Here is a 17,644-nt window from a genome sequence, read left to right on the forward strand (position 1 = left end):
CCCCCCCCCCGCACCCCGCGCCGGGCGGCGCACCCCCCACGCGCCCCGCCCGGGGGGGACCCGCTCCCGCGGGCCGGGAATCCCGCTTCCCTTCCCGGGCTTTCCCGGCGCGCCCGCGCGTGTATGTCGTTGACTCGTTTTCGGGTCCTCTGCTAAGGTAGCGGCCCCTTTCCAAAGCGGAAGTTGTCGTTATCAGAGGGCTTTCGATGACACCGACCCTCGCCGACGAGATCCTCCGCCGCCTGGTCGAGGCCGGCGGAACCCCCGTCTCCGGGCAGCACCTGGCGGCCCGCATGGGGGTCACGCGGGCGGCCGTGTGGAAGGGGGTCGAGGCCCTGCGCCGCCACGGGTACCGGGTGGAGAGCCTGCCGGCCCGGGGCTACCGCCTCACCGAGCGCGGTGCGGGCCTGCGGCCCGGCGAGCTCGCCGCAACGCTGCGCACCGGGCGCCTGGGCCGGCCGGTGCGCCACCTGCGCCGCGTCGATTCGACCAACCGGGAGGCGGAGCGGTGGGCCGCCGAGGGAGCTCCGGAAGGGGCCCTGGTGTTGGCCGAGCGACAGACCGCCGGGCGGGGCCGGCTGGGGCGCACCTGGGCGGATCTTCCCGGCCGCTCGCTGCTCATGAGCCTGCTCCTGCGCCCTGCGCTCCCCGCCGCCGAGACCCCCCCGCTGACCTTCGCGGCTGCCGTGGCCCTGGCGGAGGCCCTGGCCCGGTGGGTGCCCGCCGGCGACCTGGAGCTCAAGTGGCCCAACGACGTCCTCCTGGGGGGGCGCAAAGCGGCCGGTATCCTCCTGGAAATGCGCTCCGAGGGGCAGCACACCGAGTACGTGATCCTCGGCGTCGGGGTCAACGTGGAGGGGCAGCCCGCCGAGTACCCGGCCGAGGTGCGGGCCCTGTGCACCACGGTGGCCGAGTGGGTCTGCCCGGCCCCCCGCCGGCTCGAGGTGCTCTGCGCCTTTCTCGAGGCCTTCGAGTCGGCCTACGATGCCTACCTGGCCTCGGGGCTCTCCGCCCTGCTCCCCCGCTGGAACCGGTGGTCCCGCCTGGACGGCCAACCGGTTCGGGTCCAGACTCCTCGGGGCCTGGTGGAGGGCCGGGCCCTGGGGCTGGGGCCCACGGGGTCGCTCCGGGTGGACCCGGGGGACGGCCGGGAGCCCCTGGAAGTTTTCGCTGGCGACGTGGAACGAAGCACCACGAGGGTACCGTGAGCGCACGCGGATCGCTGCTGCTGGTGGTGGACGTGGGCAACACCCACACGGTGCTCGGGGTGTACCGGGGCACCGAGCTCCTGGGGCACTGGCGCATCGCCTCCGAGGCCCACCGCACGCCCGACGAGGTGGGGGTGCTCCTGCGCAGCCTCTTCCAGGTGACCGGCGTGGCCGTCGGCGACATCCACGGGATCGCCATCTCCTCGGTGGTTCCCGCCCTTACGCCGACCTTCGAGGAGGTGGCCCAGGCGTATCTCCACCGAAAGCCCCTGGTGGTGGGCCCCGGGGTCAAGTCGGGCATGCCGATCCACTACGAGGACCCCCGGGAGGTGGGGGCCGACCGGATCGTCAACGCCGTGGCGGGGTTCGACAAGTACCAGACGGCCCTCATCATCGTGGACTTCGGAACCGCCACCACCTTCGACTACGTGAGCGCGGAGGGCGGCTACATGGGGGGCATGATCGCCCCGGGTCTGGCCATCAGCATGGAGGCGCTGTTCGCCCGCACGAGCAAGCTGCCCAAGGTGGCCCTGGTCCGACCGGCCCGGGTCCTGGGCCGAAACACCGTGCACTCCATGCAGTCGGGCATCTGGTTCGGCTACGCGGCGCTGGTGGACGGCCTCATCGACCGGCTCGGCCAGGAGGTGGGGGGCAAGCCCGTAGTGGTCGCCACGGGGGGCCTGGCACCGGTGATTGCCGCCGAGACCCGCCGGATCGACCACGTGGACGAGTTCCTGACCCTGGAGGGGCTGCGGATCATCTACGAGCGCAACACGGCAGAGCCGAACCGGGCGGCCTGAGTCGCCGGATTCCTTTCGGCCCGCGCCGGCCTCTTTGCACCGAGTGCCTTACGACACAGGAAAGGAGCGGGCATGAAGAAGTTCGAGGTGGGCAGCATCCGCAACGTGGCCCTCGTGGGCCACGGGGGCGTGGGGAAGACCTCCCTGGGAGAGGCCCTCCTCTTCACGGCGGGGGTCACCACCCGCCTGGGGAAGGTGGACGACGGCACCTCCCTCCTCGACTTCGAGCCCGAAGAGAAGAGCCACAAGCTCAGCATCTCGACCTCGCTGGCGAGCCTCGAGCACAAGAAACACAAGGTGAACCTCCTCGACACCCCCGGCTACGACGTCTTCCTCTACGAGGCCCAGGCCGCGCTGCGGGCCGCCGACGCCGCGGTGGTGGTGGTGAGCGGCGAGACCGGGACCATCAAGTTCGAGACCGACAAGCTCTGGCGCTATGCCGACGAGTTCGAGCTGCCCCGGGCCGTCTTCGTCAACCGCCTGGACAAGGAGAACTCGAGCTTCGAGGCGGCGCTGGAAGCCCTGCAAGGGGCCTTTGCGGCGTCCACCTTCGTGCCGGTGCAGATCCCCATCGGGGCCGAGGCGGGCTTCAAGGGGTACGTGGACCTCCTGCGCCAGGTGGCCTGTACCTTCGGGGACGCTTCCGGGAAGCCCGCCGAGGGGCCCGTGCCGCCGGAGCTCGCCGACGCCGCGCGCTCGGCCCGCGACGCCCTGGTGGAGCACCTGGTGGAGACCGACGACGCGCTCATGGAGCGGTACTTCGACGGGCAGGAGATCGCTGCCGCCGAGCTCCTCCAGGCCCTGCGCAAGGGGGTGCTGACCCGCCAGTTCGTGCCCGTGCTCGTGGGTGCCGCGGCCAAGAACATCGGGGCTGGCGGGTTGCTGGACTTCCTCGTGGAGGCCGCCCCCTCGCCGGCGGATCGGGGCGAGGCCCTGGGCACGGCTCCCGACGGTACCCCGGCGTCGCGCCCGCCGGCGGAAGATGCCCCCTTCTCCGCCCTGGTGTTCAAGACCATCTCGGACCCCTTCACGGGCCGCCTCAACCTCTTCCGGGTCTTCAGCGGTACTTTGTCCTCCGACTCCTCGGTCTGGAACGTCACTCGGGAGGAGGAAGAGCGGGTGGGCCAGATCGTGACCCTGCTCGGCAAGGAGGCCAAGCCCGCCCCGGTGGCCAGCGCGGGCGACATCCTGGCCCTGGCCAAGCTCAAGGTGACCGGCTCGGGGGATACCCTGGCCACCAAGGCCGCTCCCATCCGCTACGCCCTGCCCCAGCCCCCCGAGCCCCTCATGACGCTCGCCGCCTACCCCCGGGCCCGGGGCGACGAGGAAAAGATGGGCCAGGGCCTGCGGCGGATGCAGGAGGAGGACCCCACCCTTCGCCTGGGCCGGGAGGAGCAGACCCACGAGCTCCTGGTCTCGGGCATGGGGCGGCTCCACCTCGACATCCTCTGCGAGCGCATGAAGCGCAAGTACGCGGCCGACGTGGAGCTTCGCAAGATGAAGGTCCCCTACCGGGAGACCCTCAAGGGGAGCACCAAGGTGCAGGGGCGGTACAAGAAGCAGACCGGCGGACGCGGCCAGTTCGGCGACACCTGGATCGAGATCCGGCCCCTGCCCCGGGGGAGCGGCTTCCAGTTCGTGGACAAGATCGTGGGGGGCGCGATCCCGCGCCAGTACATCCCCGCCGTGGAAGCGGGCATCTTCGAGGCCATGCGCGGCGGCATCCTGGCCGGCTACCCCATGGTGGACGTGGAGGTCACTCTCTTCGACGGCAAGTACCACGACGTGGACTCCTCCGAGATGGCCTTCAAGATCGCCGGTTCCCTGGGCTTCAAGAAGGGGGCGGCCGAGTGCAAGCCCGTGCTCCTGGAGCCGGTGATGGAGGTGCGGGTGCAGGTCCCCGACGCCCAGATGGGCGACGTCATCGGTGATCTGAACTCCCGCCGGGGCCGGGTGCTGGGGGTGGACCCCCAGGACGGCATCCAGGTCATCAAGGCCCACGTCCCCCTGGCCGAGATGCTCGAGTACGCCCCCGACCTGCGGTCCATGACCGCGGGCCGCGGCACCTTCTCCATGGGTTTCGACCACTACGACGAGGTGCCGGCCTACGCGGCCGAGAAGATCGTGGCCGAGGCCAAGGCCGAACGAGGCGAGGAGTAGGGCGCCCCCGTGGAAGACATCCCCCGGGAGGAATTGTACGGGCCGCCGGAGACCGAGGCCCCCGGGCAGCGCGCGGAGGCAGAGCCCTCCCCGCCGCCCCAGCCCAGGGGGCTGCTGTGGGCCGCCCTGTGCCTTCTGGGCCTCCTGCTCGTGACCCAGGGGGCCGGAGTGCTCCTGCGCGACCGGCTGGAGGGACGGGTGGCGGTGGGCGCCGCACCGCCACCCGGGGACGAGGAAGCAGCCCTCGAAGCCAGGGGGAGCCCTTCCGTGGTCCCCGCGGGGGCGAGGTTTCCGCCCCCGGTGCGGGAGGTCGTGGTGGCCTCGGGGCCCCCCGCGGGGCCTTCTCCGGCGCCGCCGACCCGGGAGGACGCCCCGGCTGCACCGTCCGCATCGTCCGCAACCGAGGCAGGTGCGCCTCCGGCGCCCCTGCCCGCTCCGCAGGCCCCCCCCGTTCCCCAAGCCCCCGCCCCCGCGGCTTCGGAGGCCGCCGAGCCGGCGCCGACCTCTGCGGCAGCCTCGGCACCGGCTGCCCCGCCGCCCCCTCCCGTCGCCGGTCCGGGAGCGGGCGCAGGCCCGAGCACGGGGCCCTCCCGGCCCGGGACCCACGTGCTCCAGATGGGCGTCTTTCGGAGCCAGAAATATCGCCGGGAGACCGAGCTGCGCCTGGACTCCCTGGGGGTCCCCCACTACCGGGTGGAGGGCACAGCCAGGGGCGACTCCTTCCGGCTCGCCGTGCCCGCGGGGGACGGCGCTTCCCGGGATCGGGCCCGCGCCGCCCTGGACCGAGCCGGGTACCTCTACCGGGAGTCGCCCGGGGGAATCGAGGTCCGGTTCTTCCTGGAAGAGGAAGCCCGGCAGGCACTGGAAGCCGTCACCCGGGCCGGGCTCCCGGGGGCCGGGTACCTGAGGGTGCCGGGTGAACTGCCCGTCTGGACGGTTCTGGCCGGGCCCTTCTCCGAGGAGGAAGCCCTGGCGGAGCGCGAACGTCTGGCCCGGGAAGGGCTGGAGAGCTACCTGAGAAGGCGGCCGTGATCGGTGCCTTCCCCCTGGCAGAGTCGCTGGCCCGCTGCGTCGCTGCCTCGGCTCCGGAATCCGTGCGGCTCGACACCGCCCGGGGCGTCATCCCCATGCCCCCGGCCGAGCGGCTGGTGTGTCTCACGCTCCTGCTGGCCGATCCCGCCGAAGGGGTCCGCAAGGCGGCCCGGAGCGCCTGGGAGGAGGTCCCCTCCGCCCTGGTGGCCAGCGCCGTGGAGGACCTGCGCCTGCCCGAAGCGGTGCTCGATCTCGTGGCCGCCCGCGGCCCGGGGGACCGCCGCGTGCTCTTGCGGGTGCTCGCCCACCCCCGCGTCGGGCGGCGCACCCTGGAGCGTTTCGTGGCCTGCGACGACGAAGCCGTTCTCGACGTGATGGCCCAGAACCAGGTGGTCCTGGGCGCCTTCCCCGACCTCGCCCGCCGGTTGGCTTCCAACCCGGCCCTCCACCCGGGAGACCGGGGACGGCTCGCCTCCCTCTACGGCGGCCCCGAGGAAGTCGCCGCTGCCCCGGCGGAGCCCCGGCCGCAGGTGCCGGCCGAGCCCGGGGAAGACCAGAACGCAGAGGCCCCCGAGGCGGCGGAGGCAGGCGAGGGTGAGCTCCCGGCCGAGGCCCCGGAGCTCCCCCGGGATCTCCCGCGCACCCTCCTGGAGGACAGCCCGGAACCCGAGGACGAAGCCGAGGCCAAGAGCCTCTATCAGCTCGTCCAGTCCCTCTCGATCGCGGAAAAGATCAAGCTCGCCAACCTGGGGAGCAAGGGCGCCCGGAGGCTGCTGGCCCGCGACACCAACCGGGTGGTGCAGCGGGCGGTGCTGCGCAGTCCCAAGATCCGGGAGGACGAGGTGGTGCCCATCGCCCAGGACCGCACCGTCTCCGAGGAGCTCCTGCGGATCATCCTGGGGCGCAAGGACTGGATGAAGAACTATCCCCTGCGTCTGGCGATCGCCCAGAACCCGAAGACGGCGGTGCCCCAGGCCCTGCGGCTCCTGGAAACCCTCCAGGACCGGGACCTGCGCGCCCTCTCCAAGAGCCGCAACGTGCCGTCTCCGGTCTCGGGAGGGGCCTTGCGGGTGCTGGCCCGGCGGGGCAAGGTGTAGGGGGTGTCAGCGATCAAAGGAGAAGCCATGGGTACCCTCGTCTCCATCAACGTGAGCGAAACCAAGGGCGTGAAGAAGAAGTCGGTGCCGCGCGCCCGGGTGGGCGCCGAGGGCATCGCCGGCGACGCACACGCCGGCCCCTGGCACCGCATGGTGAGCCTGCTCGCGGAGGAGAGCATCCAGAAGATGCGCGACGCCGGGCTCACGGTGGGTCCGGGGGACTTCGCCGAGAACCTCACCACCCGCGGGGTCGACCTGCTGGGTCTGCCCCTGGGTACCCGGCTTCGGGTGGGCTCCTCCGTGGTCCTGGCCCTTACCCAGCACGGCAAGGAGTGCCACTCCCGGTGCGCCATCTACTACCAGGCGGGGGACTGCGTCATGCCCCGGGAGGGGGTCTTTGCCGAGGTCCTCTCCGGGGGAGAGCTCGCCGCCGGGGATCCCATCGAGATCCTCCCGGAAGCCCCGGAGGGCTCGGATGCGAGAGCCCCATGAGAGCCACATGAGTGCCCCCTGGCCCGTGGGCATCCTCACCCTCTCGGACAAGGGCTCCCGGGGAGAGCGGGAAGACCTCTCCGGCGCCGCGATCCGCGAGCTCCTGGACCCGGCGGTCTTCGCGGTGGAGGCCTACCGGGTGATCCCCGACGAGCGGGGGGAGATCGTGGCGACCCTCGTGGAGTGGACGGACCGGCAGGGCCTGGCGCTCATCCTCACGACCGGGGGAACCGGTGTGGGGCCCCGGGACGTGACCCCCGAGGCCACCCGGGAGGTGTTGGAGCGCGAAGTGCCCGGCATGGCCGAGGCCATGCGGTGGGTGAGCCTCCAGAAGACCCCCCACGCGGTCATCTCCCGGGCGGTGGCCGGCATCCGCCGTCGCACCCTCATCGTGAACCTCCCGGGGAGCCCCCGGGCCGTGCGGGAGAACCTGTCGGTGCTGCTGCCCGCCCTCCCCCACGCGGTGGAGAAGATCCACGGCGACCCCTCGGAGTGCGCGACGTGATCCCCTGTCCCAGGCGTCACCCCCTGCGGGCCGCGCTCCCTGCCGCGGCCCTGGCGGTCCTCCTCCTTTCCGGGTGTGCGAGCCTCTTGCCGGGCGCCCGGGAGGAAGCCCCGGCGGTGCTCCACCCCCAGGTCTCCCGGTCCACGGGCACCGTGTGGCTCCAGCCGCGGCACGCCCGGGAGCCGCTGCCCCTGACCGGCCCGCTCCTCCTGGAGCCCGGGGACCGTCTGGAGACCGGGCCGGACGGGAAGGTGGAGGTGCTCCTGCCCGGCGCCGCGGTGCGGGCCTACGGCGGCAGCCGGTTCCAGGTGCTCTACGCCTTCGAGGGACGGCGGGCCGGGGCGTCCGAGGTGCGGGTCGAGGAGGGAGAGGTGCTGGTGCGGCGGCTGGGCAGCGAACCCTTGCCGGTGCAGACGGAGGCCCTTCGGGTGGAGGTGGGGCCCCTGGCCACGGTGCTGGTGGGGTCGCGGGGCGCCGCCCACCACGCCGCCTGCTACGAGGGTCGGGCCGAGGCCCGAAACAGCCGGGTGCGCGGCCAGACCGTGGTGTGGATCGCCAAGGGGCAGCGTCTCACCCTGGACGACGCGGCAACCGTGGCCTACCTCCAGGACGCCAAGCTCCCGGCGGAGTGGAGCCGGTGGGAGACCCCCTCGGCCCTCACCGCCGGCATCGTGCCCCCTCCCACCGCAACCGAGCGCCGCTGACGGTTGGATGTGATTTCTCTCACCCGCACTCCGAGTACCCGCAGCTGCGGCAGAGCACGCAGCCCTCCTCGTGCTCCACGGCGTCGCCGCACTCGGGGCACGCTCCGCCCAGCGCCACGTGGGTTTCCGCCGCGGTCTCGGGGTGCAGGTGGGTGTGCACCGCGATGCCCAGGGCGTCGGCGCAGGAGAGTACACGGTGGGGGCCGAACCCCGCGGGCTTGTGGCACGAGATGCCCCGGAGCTGCCGCATCACGGGCAGGGGGTCCAGCCCCGAGCGCCACGCCAGGGAAACCAGCCGCCCAATGGCCTCGCACTGGCTCGCGGCGCACCCGCCGGCCTTTCCCATGGTGGTGAAGACCTCGAAGAGGCCCTGCTCGTCCTCGTTGATGGTGACGTACAGGGGCCCGCACCCGGTCTGCATCTGGTAGGTCTTGCCCGAGAGTGCGCGAGGGCGTTCCCGCTTGCGGGGCGTTCCGGGGGCCGCCGCGGCGGGAGCCTTTTCGGCGGAGGGGGTCGGCGTGGAGAGGACCTGCCCGTCCCGGCTCCCGTCGCGGTAGATCGTCACCCCCTTGCATCCCAGGCGGTGGGCCAGCCAGAAGACCTCCGCCACCTCGTGGCGGGCCGCCGAGCGGGGAAAGTTCACGGTCTTGGAGACCGCGTTGTCCGTGTGCTTCTGGAATGCCGCCTGCATCCGGATGTGGTCTTCGGGGGTGATGTCGTGGGCGGTCACGAAGACCCGGCGCGCCGCCTCGGGGACCTCGGGGAGGTCGTGCACCGACGCCCCCGCGGCCAGCCGGCGCAGGAGGCCTTCGGAGTGGAACCCGCGCTGCCGGGCCTCTTCCTCGAACACGGGGTTGACCTCGAGCATCTCCGTGCCGTCCATGACGCGGCGGACGAAGGCCAGGGAGAACAGGGGCTCGATGCCCGAGGAGCACCCGGCGAGGATCGAGATGGTACCCGTGGGGGCGATGGTGGTGCGGGTGGCGTTGCGCACCGGCCGGGCACCGGCGACGTCGTACGCCGAGCCCGGGAAGTTCGGGAAGGGGCCGCGGGCCTCGGCCAGGTCCTCCGAGGCCTCCCGGGCGGCGGCGTTCACGAAGGCCATGAGGCTCTCGCCGAGCTCCAGCGACGCCGGCGAGCCGTAGGGGATGCCGAGGCGAAACAGGAGGTCGGCCCACCCCATGATCCCCAGGCCGATCTTGCGGTTGCCCCGGGTCATCCGGGCGATCTCCGGCAGGGGGTAGCGGTTCACGTCCACCACGTTGTCGAGGAAGTGCACGGCCCGGCGCACCACGCGCCCCAGCCGGTCCCAGTCCACCTCGCCGTCGCGCTCCATCCCCGCCAGGTTGACGCTGCCCAGGTTGCACGACTCGTAGGGGAGCAGGGGCTGCTCGCCGCAGGGGTTGGTGGACTCGATGCGCCCGAGCTTCGGAGTGGGGTTGTCCCGCTCCATCCGGTCGATGAAGACCACCCCGGGCTCTCCCGTGGCCCAGGCTTCCTCCACGATCCGGTCGAAGACCTCCCGAGCGCGTAGGGCGCCCGAAGGCTGGCCGTCCCGGGGGTTGACCAGGGGGTATTCCCCGTCGGCCTCCACGGCGGCCATGAAGGTCTCGGTGACGGCCACGGAGAGGTTGAAGTTGGTCAGCAGCGACGTGTCGGACTTCACCGAGACGAACTCCCGGATGTCCGGGTGGTCCACCCGGAGGATGCCCATGTTCGCTCCCCGCCGGGTGCCGCCCTGCTTGATCATCTCGGTTGCGGTGTCGAACACCTTCATGAAGCTGATGGGCCCCGAGGAGACCCCGCTCGTGGAGCGGACCCGGTCGTTCTTGGGCCGCACCCGGGAAAAGCTGAACCCTGTGCCCCCCCCGGACTTGTGGATGAGCGCCGTGTTCTTCACCGCCTCGAAGATGCTCTCCATGGTGTCTTCCACGGGGAGCACGAAGCAGGCGGAGAGCTGCCCGAGCTCCCGCCCCGCGTTCATCAGCGTGGGCGAGTTCGGCAGGAACTCCAGCCGGGCCATGAGATCGTAGAAGTCTGCCGCGGCGCGGTCCACGTCGGCGCCGGGATCGTAGAGGCGGTCCGCCTCCGCCACGGCCCGGGCCACCCGGGTGAGGAGCTCCTGGGGTCTTTCCACCACCCGCCCCTCGGCGTCCTTGCGCAGGTAGCGCTTCTCCAGCACGGTGAGGGCGTTGGCGGAAAACGGCGGGCGCCGTTCCATGGGGATGACGCGGGCGGCGGAGTGGGGCATGGGGTCCTCCAGGGCACATACAGCATTTGGTATGGGCCGCGAATCATACCCCAAGATATTGTGGAGTGGTCAAGTCTGTTTTCGGGAAAAATGCAAACGGGCGGCCTGGGGGCCGCCCGTACAGGCGCAAACGGGGTGAGCTATTCCTTGGGTGCGGCTCCTGCGCCCTTGTTCCCTGCCTCCGCCCCGGCTTCGGCGGGGTGTTCCGGGTCGGTGCCCGGGGGGGGCGGTACGGCGGGCTCGACGGCTTCCGGCTTTCGGGGCGCCTTCTTCAGGGGGCGGGGCTCCGGAGGCGGCGCCTGGAGGATCTCGGCCTTCATCTCCCGCTCGGTGCTCACGCCGGTGTCGTCTGCCGGGGGCGGGCGGGTGCTCGTTTCCACCACCACCGAAGGGGGCTCGTCCAGGGCGGGCTCGGGGGCGTCTTCCCACCCCTCCGGCTCTCCTTCGGGAAAGTGCTTGCGGGTGCGGCTGAGCCGCGCGATGGCGTCGCGCAGGTGCTCGACCTCCTCCTTATTCTGGCGGATGTTCTCCACCAGGATCTTGACCTCCTCCTCCTGGAGGATTCCGGGCTGGTCGTGCACGACGGCGTTGTAGACCAGGTTTCCCAGGTCCCGGAGGTCGGCCTTGATCTCCTTTTGCAGGGCAGCAGTACGCATGCGCTTCTTGAGGATGCGGCTCTGCTTGGTCGTCTCGAAGGCGAGGATCGAGAGGCCCCGCTGCGTCTTCTTGAGAAGGCTGTCGCCCTGGGTCGGCATGTCGTCCTCCTTTTGAGAGCCCGAAAAACGGGGCAGCCGGGGCCCCGGCCACAGGAACCGCGAATCTAAACGGATGGCCGGGCAGTGTCAAGGCGCGGAGCGCCGGCAGGCAGCGCCCCGGCGTTCGGACGGCCCCCGGCGGCGCCCCTCGTTGGAGGCGCCTCCAAGGCAACCCGGATTCGGGATGGAAACGTTCTTTTTGGGATGGGCTGCCCTTGCGTTGGCCCACCGTTTCGCTGTAACTTTCCCGCCGTCTCATGAAGCCTTCATGAATCGCCGTGGTTGGTGTTGTCCCGAGGGAGGGGAGTGGGCCCCGGCGGGCCACCGAACGAGATGCCGGGGGACCGGAGTGATTGAGCAAGAAAATGACGACCGGGGAAGATTTCCTCTAAGGTTTTGTCGGCCGCGCGCCGATGCGCAGGCGGAACGTCGCGCGGCGGGGTTGCGGGGTGCCGGCCGTGTGGTAGGGTGCCCGGGCCGCGGATGTGTTCCCGCAGAGTCGGTTGGACGGATTTGGGAGTAACGGCGTGCTCGTGAAAGTTTTTCCATGACGCATCCTGCAGCGTCCTGCGAGACGGCTTGGGAGGCGGCATCGATGGGACAAGGAGGAAGCATGAACGGTTGGCTGCGATCCGCCTGCTGTGCCGCCCTGGCGTCCCTGGGCCTGGGCCTGGGCCCGGCAATGTTGGCCCCCCCCGCCGCGCACGGGGTCACGATTTCCGGCTCGGCGAGCACGGTCGTCGAGTGGTTCGACGATGCCGATGGGGACACTTCGGTGCCCGTCTATCAGTACCTGCTGCTCAATGCCCGCGACGTCGGAGCCAAGGGCTGGAACTTCCGGGGCTACGGCCGGCTCGGGACCGACCTCACCAACGAGACCGACGCCGACAGCCGACTCTACTATGCCTATCTGGAAAAGACCGACCTCCTCACCAACCTGGATTTCCGGCTCGGGCGCCAGTTCGTGGCCACCACCGCGGGGGCCTCGATCATGGACGGCCTCGATCTTCGCTACCGGAACCTCGGGCCGCTGGCGCTGCGGCTCTTCGGCGGCGGCGACGTGACCGAATACGAGTCGTACAGCCCGAAAGACTTGATCTGGGGCGCGGAGGTTTCTGGAACCTTTGTCGAGAGCCTGGATCTCGCGGTCTCCTACCTGCAGAAGTGGGACGGCGGCGACCTGCTCCAGGAGCTCATCGGTTTCGACGGCAACTACGTCTTCCGCGACATGTTCAGCGTATACTCCGAAGTACAGTTCAACTACCTCTCCAACGCGGTCTCGTACTTCCTGGCCGGGGCCAAGTACCACCGCAGCCCCAAGTGGTATCTTCGGGGCGAGTACCTCTACTCGCTGCCGGTCTTCGACTCCACCTCGATCTATTCCGTCTTTGCCGTCTCCGAATACGAGCACGTGCAGGGAGAGCTGGGGTACAGCATCACCCGGGGGCTTCGGGTCTTCGGCCTGTACACCCGGGAGCTCTACGAAGACTTTGCCGACGCCAACGTCTACGAGGCGGGGATCGAGAAGCTGCGCACGGGGCGGTTCTCGGGCTACCTGACGGGGGTGTACCGCGACGACGAGGACGGGCAGGACCTGCGTGGCTTCAAGGCGCGGGCGGCGTACCTCTTCCACCCCAGCTTCGAGGCGGGGGCCGGGCTGCACGTGGACGTGCTCGAACGCGACCTCTACGACGACGAAGACACCACCACGGCCAAGCGCTACTGGGTCGACGTGACGGCCTACCTCACCAAGAGCATCAACCTGCAGGCCAAGGTGGAGCGGGTGGAGAGCGACCTCTGGGACCACTACAACCGGGGCCGCGTTCGCCTCAACGTCCTCTTCTAGGAAAGGAGCCTGCGCGATGAAGCGACTCGCATACCTGCTGGCAACCGGCGCGCTCCTGGCGGCGGGGACGGTACAGGCCGCGGACTTCCGCCACGACGAGCACCTGGCGTACACCGAAGGGGAGGCGTGCACCATCTGCCACGCTCCCGACGACCGCACCATCGTCCCGGCCACGAGCATGTGCCTGGAGTGCCACGACCAGGACTTCGTGGACGCGGTCAAGATTCCCGGGCCGGCGACCCACGGCCCCCTGTGGGCCTTCCAGCACACCCCGGCCGCCAAGGGCCGCACCTACGACTGCGCGGCGTGCCACCAGCAGAGCTTCTGCACCGAGTGCCACAAGTCGGGTTTCGCCGACGAGCAGGGCAGCTTCGGCAACGCCATGGCCAACGTGCACCGCTCCGACTTCCACGTGACCCACCCCATCGCGGCGCGCACCGACCCGCAGCTGTGCGCGAGCTGCCACGAGCCCCAGTCCTGCACCGACTGCCACGACCGGTTCAACCGTACCGATCTGGCCGTGCAGTCGCACCGGCGGGGGTTCAGCGATCTGCTCACGAGCCCCTCGGGCGCCGCCCACGAGCAGTTCGACGAGACCCAGTGCCAGACCTGCCACCCCAACTCGGTGCTCCCGTCCCACCGGTGGTCGGGCGATCACGCCCGGGAGGCCCGCAAGAACCTGGTCACCTGCCAGGCCTGCCACCCCCAGGGCGACGTGTGCCTCAAGTGCCACAGCGCCCGCAGCGGCCTGATGGTGAATCCGCATCCCAAGGACTGGGGCGACATCCAGAGTCGACTCAACAGAGCGAGCGGCGGCAAGACCTGCCGCAAGTGCCACTAGATGCCGGCCGGCCGAACGGTCATCCATTGAGAGGAGGCAGAGGATGAAGAAGCACGCGTCGCCTTACCTGGCCCTGGCGGCCGCCTTCGTGGTGGCTTTGTGGGGTTGCGGCAGCAACCTCGACTCGGGAGATCCCGATACCGGTCCGGTCGATCTGTCCCTGGCGCGCACCGTGGGGCTCGACAACTGCCTGGTGTGCCACCTGAGCGCGGACGGCAGGGTGTGGCTGGAGAGCCGCCACGCCAACGCGAACCAGGTGCCGGCGCCGTCCCTGGCCGACCCGGCCTGCCTCGCGTGCCACGACCAGCTTGGCGACGGGCTGTTGCTGTTTGCGGCCACGAGCGGCCAGGTGGCGGACCGCCCGGTGGTGGGGTGCGAGTCTTGCCACGGGGGCGGCCAGTACCACAACGGCCTCGGGCCCCTGCCCACGCCGCTGCCGGGCCCCGCCCAGTGCGGCCAGTGCCACGGCCTCGACGCCGCCCTCTTCCACGGGGACGAGGCCGCGCGCGTCATCAACGACACGCACTTCGACGACCCGGCCACCGGCTTCCTGGAGGCGAGCAGCAACGTGGCCATCGAGGGCTACGTGGTGAAGACCGGTGACCAGCGCGGGTGCCAGGCGTGCCACTTCAACGGCCACCGGCTCGACCTCTCCATCAACCTGGCCTGGGCGCGCTCCGCCCACGGCGGGCACATCCTCGACGTGAAGGACGCGGCGGGCAGCGTGGTGGCCGACCGGGTCGCCGCGGCCATCACCGACGACCACGCCCCGGGCTGGACCCACTACAACTGGGACCAGACGACCGAGTCGGGGAACCGGGCCGCCTGCCAGCGGTGCCACACCTCCACGGGCGTCGCCAACTACTTGAACGACCCGGCGAGCTACTCCCCCGCCAACAACGACTTCTCGCACCTCGCCGGCTGGACCCCGGAGACCGGCTCCCCCCAGAACGAGCTCCTCTACTGCTGGGGCTGCCACTCCGACCGGACCGGCGCTCTGCGAAATCCCGGGGCCATCACGGGCGACTACACCGGAGCCGCCTTCACCTACCCCGACGTGGGCGCCTCGAACGTGTGCCTGGCCTGCCACATCGGGCGCGAGAGCGGCGGCACCATCGCCGCCCGGGCGGCCAACCCCGCGACCGACTGGGGCAACCAGGGCTTCGTCAACTCCCACTACCTCACGGCCGGCGGCCAGGTCTTCTCGGCCAGCGGCTACCACTACGCGGGCCTTGTGTATGCGACCCCCGAGAACCTTCACGCCCAGATGGGCACTCCGGGCGCCACCGTCGCGGGTGCCGCCGGCACCAACGGCCCCTGCGCCCAGTGCCACATGAGCAGCGCCGGCGCCGGACAGAGCCATACCTTCGCGGTGGTGGCGAAAGACGCGGACGGCGCAATCACCGCCATCAACGCCCCCGCGGTCTGCAACGTGTGCCATACGTCGGGCCTGGCCCTCACGGTGCCCGGAATCAACGCCCTCAAGGCCGGGTTCGACGCAGCCCTCGAAGCGCTCCGGGCCCAGCTCGCGGCCAACGGGTTCGACTTCCAGGAGAGTTTCCCCTATTTCACGACCCGAAACTGGGGCGACGCCGACACGGGCCCCAACAACATGGGCGCGGCCTACAACTTCAACCTCCTGGCCCACGACCCGGGCGCCTATGCGCACAACGTGCGCTACGCCACGCGGCTGATCTGGGACTCCATCGACTGGCTCGACGACGGCCTCCTGAACGGCTCCACCCGGGCGGCCATCGCGGCGCTCGACGTGCCGGCCGAGACGCGGGATGCCGCGCTGGCCTGGATCGGCTTGGCGCGACCCTGAACGGCGGGGCTTGCGTATGCACAGGGGGCCCCTGCCCCCGGGACGAAGAGGTGCCGGCCGCGGCCGGCGAGACCCCACCCTCACGAAAGGGAGAACCATGAAGACGAAGTGGAAGAGAGGCACGGGTTGGATGCTGGCCGGCTTTCTGGCCCTGGGACTGACCCTGGCGGGATGCGCGGGCGACGACGGCGACGACGGCGCCCGGGGCCCCCAGGGAGAACAGGGCCTTCCGGGCAATGACGGCCAGGACGGCGCGCCCGGCGCGCCGGGGCAGGACGGGCTGCCCGGCTCCCAGGTGGTGGACGTGAGCCTGCTCTCCGATGACGTGGTGGCGGGCCTGGTGCCCACCGCCGAGATCACCTCGGTTACGATCGCGAGCCCGCCGGTGGTGGAGTTCACCGTCACCGACGTGACCGGGCGCAAGATCGCCGGCCTGGGCGCGATCAAGGAACGGCTCCCCCGCTTCATGCGCTTCAACATCGCCAAGCTCCTCCCGGGCGAGAACGGGAGCTCCGACTACTGGGTGAACTACATCCGGGGCGGAACCGCCGGTGACGTCCCCGGCACCGAGAACAACGGCACGCTGGTGGACAACGGCGACGGCACCTACCGCTACACCTTCGCGACGGACATCGCCGCGGTGGAGGGAATCCCCTTCGAGCCGAGCCGCACCCACCGGGTCTCGGGCCAGATCGGGGACGGCGCCTTCCCCCTGGCGGCCATGAACCTCATCTCCAACGACTTCCGGCCCGACGGGGGCGAGGTGGTCCTGCGGCGCGAGATCGCCCACAGCGACTCCTGCAACGAGTGCCACAGCAAGCTCACGATCCACGGCCGGCGGTTCGAGATTGGGTACTGCGTCACCTGCCACAACCCCGACCTCGCCGACGGCCTCGGTGACATGGTCACCATGACCCACAAGATCCACATGGGCGAGTACCTGGTGGACGGCTACGAGCTCGGCGGCCACGACTACTCGAACGTCGTGTGGCCCATGAACTCGTTCTCGAACCCCGAGGGGCTGCGCAACTGCCGCAAGTGTCACGCCGAAGCGGACCCCCGCACGCCCCAGGCCGTCAACTGGCGCGAAAAGCCCAGCCGCGTGGCCTGCGGCTCCTGCCACGACGACGTGGACTTCGCTACGGGCTTCCTCCACGGCAACCGCCAGACCAGCGTGCGCCAGACCAACGGCCTGCGCCAGTCCGTGGCCGACCCGGCCAAGACCGCCATCCCGCAGACCAGCGACGCGGCCTGCGCCTCGTGCCACGTGGGCACGAGCATCGACCCGGCGCTGGTCCACCGCACCTGGGTCTCCTCGGAGAACAACCCCGAGGTGCCGGCCTGGGCCAAGATCCTGCGCTACGAGATCGAGAGCTTCACCCTGGCGGACGACGCGGATCTGGTGACCAATCCCAACCGCAAGGTGGCCACGATCAAGTTCCGCGTGCTGGCGAAGCAGAACGCCGCGGATGCGTTTGCACCCGTGGACCTGAATAACCTGGCCTCCGTGGGCGCCATCGACCAGAACCTGAGCTTCCGCCTGATCTGGGCCACCCCCCAGGCTGCCCCGGCCAATCCCTTCGACGGGCCGGCGATCGCGGCGCCCCAGGACTGGAACAACGCCTTCGGCGCCGGCCGTAGCTACTTCAACGGCACCACCGACACCGGGCTCGACGCCTTCGACCAGCCCGTGAGCGTGAACCTCTCCACGGTGCTCGCCGGCCTCACCCCCGACGCGGACGGGTGGTACACCGCCAACCTGAACTACAACCTCTCGGACGAAGGCTTCGCAGCGGTAAACGCCGCCACCATGCGCGCCATCGGCCTGGAGGGCGGCTTGAACGCCCAGCGCCGGGACCTCTCCGGCGTGCCGGTCACCACGACCGCAGGCGGCGCGGTCAACGTCCGCCTCCTGGGGCGGAGCCTGATCGTCGACGAGACCACCGACCCGTTGGCCCCTGTCTCGGCCCTTGGCGGGGAGGTCACCAACGTCGCACGCCGGCTCATCGTCGACATCGACCGCTGCAACCAGTGCCACGAGTGGTTCGGGTTCCACGGCTCCCAGTCGCGCAACGACAACCCGGACTACTGCGCCGCCTGTCATAATCCCGAGCTCACGAACAGCGGG

14 protein-coding genes are annotated in these 17,644 nt (G+C 70.7%); 12 read left to right on the forward strand and 2 right to left on the reverse strand.

Annotated elements, in window-relative coordinates; all coding sequences use genetic code 11:
• Positions 1 to 206: 206 nt before the first annotated feature.
• The 8 genes from AB1578_11245 to AB1578_11280 all read left to right on the forward strand — a co-directional run bounded on the left by AB1578_11245 (position 207) and on the right by AB1578_11280 (position 7,998).
• On the forward strand, positions 207 to 1,208 hold the full coding sequence (locus tag AB1578_11245; GenBank protein MEW6488471.1) for a biotin--[acetyl-CoA-carboxylase] ligase: 1,002 nt from the start codon (positions 207 to 209) through the stop codon (positions 1,206 to 1,208).
• A gap of 14 nt (positions 1,209 to 1,222) precedes the next feature.
• Positions 1,223 to 2,008 carry a type III pantothenate kinase gene (locus AB1578_11250; protein MEW6488472.1) on the forward strand — a complete coding sequence of 262 codons (786 nt, stop codon included), beginning with the start codon at positions 1,223 to 1,225 and terminating at the stop codon, positions 2,006 to 2,008.
• Positions 2,009 to 2,080: 72 nt separating this feature from the next.
• Positions 2,081 to 4,168, forward strand: coding sequence for an elongation factor G (gene fusA / locus AB1578_11255; GenBank protein MEW6488473.1), 2,088 nt, complete (start codon positions 2,081 to 2,083; stop codon positions 4,166 to 4,168).
• Between the two features lie 9 nt (positions 4,169 to 4,177).
• Complete coding sequence (locus AB1578_11260) at positions 4,178 to 5,200, forward strand: hypothetical protein (GenBank protein ID MEW6488474.1); 1,023 nt, start codon at positions 4,178 to 4,180, stop codon at positions 5,198 to 5,200.
• On the forward strand, positions 5,197 to 6,297 hold the full coding sequence (locus AB1578_11265) for a hypothetical protein (protein MEW6488475.1): 1,101 nt from the start codon (positions 5,197 to 5,199) through the stop codon (positions 6,295 to 6,297). Before AB1578_11260 ends, AB1578_11265 begins: the two co-directional genes overlap by 4 nt.
• 27 nt (positions 6,298 to 6,324) lie before the next feature.
• The gene (locus AB1578_11270) at positions 6,325 to 6,789 is read left to right on the forward strand and encodes an MOSC domain-containing protein (GenBank protein ID MEW6488476.1); all 465 of its coding nucleotides are present in this window, start codon (positions 6,325 to 6,327) and stop codon (positions 6,787 to 6,789) included.
• The gene (locus AB1578_11275) at positions 6,773 to 7,294 is read left to right on the forward strand and encodes a MogA/MoaB family molybdenum cofactor biosynthesis protein (protein MEW6488477.1); all 522 of its coding nucleotides are present in this window, start codon (positions 6,773 to 6,775) and stop codon (positions 7,292 to 7,294) included. Before AB1578_11270 ends, AB1578_11275 begins: the two co-directional genes overlap by 17 nt.
• The gene (locus AB1578_11280) at positions 7,291 to 7,998 is read left to right on the forward strand and encodes a hypothetical protein (GenBank protein MEW6488478.1); all 708 of its coding nucleotides are present in this window, start codon (positions 7,291 to 7,293) and stop codon (positions 7,996 to 7,998) included. The genes AB1578_11275 and AB1578_11280 overlap by 4 nt, the downstream gene beginning before the upstream one ends.
• Before the next feature lie 19 nt (positions 7,999 to 8,017).
• On the opposite strand, the gene AB1578_11285 is transcribed toward AB1578_11280, so the two are convergent.
• Both AB1578_11285 and AB1578_11290 read right to left on the reverse strand, forming a co-directional pair.
• Positions 8,018 to 10,249, reverse strand: a complete 2,232-nt coding sequence (locus AB1578_11285) for a vitamin B12-dependent ribonucleotide reductase (GenBank protein MEW6488479.1) — start codon at positions 10,247 to 10,249, stop codon at positions 8,018 to 8,020.
• Positions 10,250 to 10,389: 140 nt separating this feature from the next.
• Positions 10,390 to 11,004, reverse strand: a complete 615-nt coding sequence (locus AB1578_11290) for a hypothetical protein (GenBank protein ID MEW6488480.1) — start codon at positions 11,002 to 11,004, stop codon at positions 10,390 to 10,392.
• A gap of 613 nt (positions 11,005 to 11,617) precedes the next feature.
• On the opposite strand from AB1578_11290, the gene AB1578_11295 reads away from it, so the two are divergent.
• From AB1578_11295 to AB1578_11310, 4 genes are all read left to right on the forward strand, one after another.
• On the forward strand, positions 11,618 to 12,850 hold the full coding sequence (locus AB1578_11295) for a hypothetical protein (GenBank protein ID MEW6488481.1): 1,233 nt from the start codon (positions 11,618 to 11,620) through the stop codon (positions 12,848 to 12,850).
• Positions 12,851 to 12,866: 16 nt separating this feature from the next.
• Positions 12,867 to 13,691 (forward strand): cytochrome C, encoded by an 825-nt coding sequence (locus tag AB1578_11300; GenBank protein MEW6488482.1) that lies wholly within the window; start codon positions 12,867 to 12,869, stop codon positions 13,689 to 13,691.
• 43 nt (positions 13,692 to 13,734) lie between these two features.
• The gene (locus tag AB1578_11305) at positions 13,735 to 15,516 is read left to right on the forward strand and encodes a hypothetical protein (protein MEW6488483.1); all 1,782 of its coding nucleotides are present in this window, start codon (positions 13,735 to 13,737) and stop codon (positions 15,514 to 15,516) included.
• A 97-nt stretch (positions 15,517 to 15,613) separates the two neighbouring features.
• Positions 15,614 to 17,644, forward strand: a 2,031-nt coding sequence (locus AB1578_11310) for an OmcA/MtrC family decaheme c-type cytochrome (protein MEW6488484.1), incomplete at its 3' end; no start/stop codon positions are given.

The organism is Thermodesulfobacteriota bacterium, from assembly GCA_040756475.1.
GTDB lineage: Bacteria > Desulfobacterota > Deferrisomatia > Deferrisomatales > JACRMM01 > JBFLZB01.